This is a genomic window from Pricia sp., from assembly GCF_041745955.1.
Taxonomy (GTDB): domain Bacteria; phylum Bacteroidota; class Bacteroidia; order Flavobacteriales; family Flavobacteriaceae; genus Pricia.
Genome location: NZ_JBGTHY010000211.1, coordinates 1 through 1,609, shown reverse-complemented (window position 1 = coordinate 1,609; position 1,609 = coordinate 1). Strand labels below are relative to the sequence as shown.

4 protein-coding genes are annotated in these 1,609 nt (G+C 42.1%); 2 read left to right on the top strand and 2 right to left on the bottom strand.

What is annotated here, in order from left to right:
* Positions 1 to 304 precede the first annotated feature (304 nt).
* Both ACEW8S_RS07650 and ACEW8S_RS07645 read right to left on the bottom strand, forming a co-directional pair.
* Complete coding sequence (locus ACEW8S_RS07650) at positions 305 to 616, bottom strand: helix-turn-helix domain-containing protein (protein ID WP_373517574.1); 312 nt, start codon at positions 614 to 616, stop codon at positions 305 to 307.
* A gap of 19 nt (positions 617 to 635) precedes the next feature.
* Positions 636 to 974 (bottom strand): type II toxin-antitoxin system RelE/ParE family toxin, encoded by a 339-nt coding sequence (locus ACEW8S_RS07645; protein WP_373517573.1) that lies wholly within the window; start codon positions 972 to 974, stop codon positions 636 to 638.
* Positions 975 to 1,165: 191 nt separating this feature from the next.
* Here ACEW8S_RS07645 and ACEW8S_RS07640 point away from each other — a divergent pair, with 191 nt between their 5' ends.
* Positions 1,166 to 1,426, top strand: a complete 261-nt coding sequence (locus ACEW8S_RS07640; RefSeq protein WP_373517572.1) for a hypothetical protein — start codon at positions 1,166 to 1,168, stop codon at positions 1,424 to 1,426.
* A partial coding sequence (tnpB, locus tag ACEW8S_RS07635; protein ID WP_373517571.1) for an IS66 family insertion sequence element accessory protein TnpB occupies positions 1,427 to 1,609 on the top strand: 183 nt, incomplete at its 3' end.

The following is a 1,609-nucleotide window of genomic DNA, read 5'->3' as shown; positions in this document are numbered from 1 at the left end:
TGACCAGTTGGTCCCTGTCAAAACCTTGTATATAATCCATGACATTAAGATAATCAATATCAGGATGTTATGACCCTTAAAGCTTTAAGGGTAATCAACAAAGTTATTAAGAAAGGGTAGGTTTTTGCGCAGTCTGACGGTCAGTATATGGACCGTGGCGCGGATTCGATACGGGACCCAATAAACAGATACTTGCCAGAGGAAAATCCGACCTGCCACGACCTTTAGCGTCGTGGAGGATTTTCCAAGTGGGTGAGGACAAGCCATGGTTTATACAATTTGTGTGCGTAGTGCTTTTCCTTGTTTATGTTAAGTTCAGATTTTGATTCAACAGTTCGACGTTGAAATTAATTTTGGCGTTCAATGCCTTAAAAACTTTAAGTATTGTGTCAAATCGAGCGTCGGTTAAATGGTTTTCTATTTTAGAAATCTGTGCCTTTTGGACACCAACCAATTCGCCAAGTTGTGCTTGTGTCAAATTCCGTTCTTTGCGTGCTTGCTTTATTGCGTGTCCGATTAAATCAAGCCGAAGTTCGTTTTCAAATTCGTCCCTTTTTGGCGTTCCTTTTTTTCCGATGTATTTATCGGTTACCTCGTCCAGACTATAAATTTTCATTCCTTTATTTTCCATATCATTATTTTATGGCATCAAAATATTGTTTCATTATCCGCTCTGTCTTTTCAATTTCCTTTTTTGGTGTTTTGGCTGTCTTCTTTTCAATTCCGTGAGTTGATATAACAAGAGTTTCGTTTTTATTGGTTTTATCCCAAAAAGCAAAAAGTCTGTATTTGGTTTTATTGTGAAGAGTTCTAAATTCCCAAACATTATCATTGAGTTTCTTGAAAAGTTCGTTGTCATTGAAAATTTGAGCTTTTCGCAGATTGTAAATGATTTTGTCACGAGCCTTTTCGTTAAGACTGCCTAAAAATTGATTTACCTCTTCAAGTAATTCGACTTTAAATTTTTGGTTCATTCATTTCGATGTTTATGCAAATGTAGATGTTTCTTAATTAGGAAACAAATATTATTCCGAAGACGTATTTTTTGCATTACACACAACGTGTTTGTATATGAGCTGTGGCGTTATTTAGGTAAGCGTCCGAGCAAGTACATCTTTCCCAACTCTGGCCACTGGCATACCTTTGTCGCAAACAGATATAGGTTATGACAAAAAGTGGCAATGCATCTCGGATGCACAAGTCGGTCAAGGAATTCAGGGATTCCGGCCTGAGCCAAAAGGAATTTGCTGCCTCGCATGGCCTTACCACGGGGAAATTGCACTATTGGGTCTCCAAAACGGCGCGGCCCGAGCGATCGGCCGCCCCAAAGAAAGACTTTGTCGCCATCTCGGTAACACCTGAACATGAGGACCGCAACATCGTGATCCGCCTGAAAAGCGGCGTCGAGATAGAGATCCCGGTATAGATGTTCGCACTGACCACCTCCCAACGTTTCGAACTGTACATGCGCCCCACCGATATGCGCAAGGGCTTCAACGGCCTTAGCGGCCTTGTGGCCAACGATCTGGAGCGGAGCCCGGACAACGGTACGGTGTACATCTTCATCAACAGGGCCCGCAACAAGGTGAAGCTGCTGCACTGGCAGTCC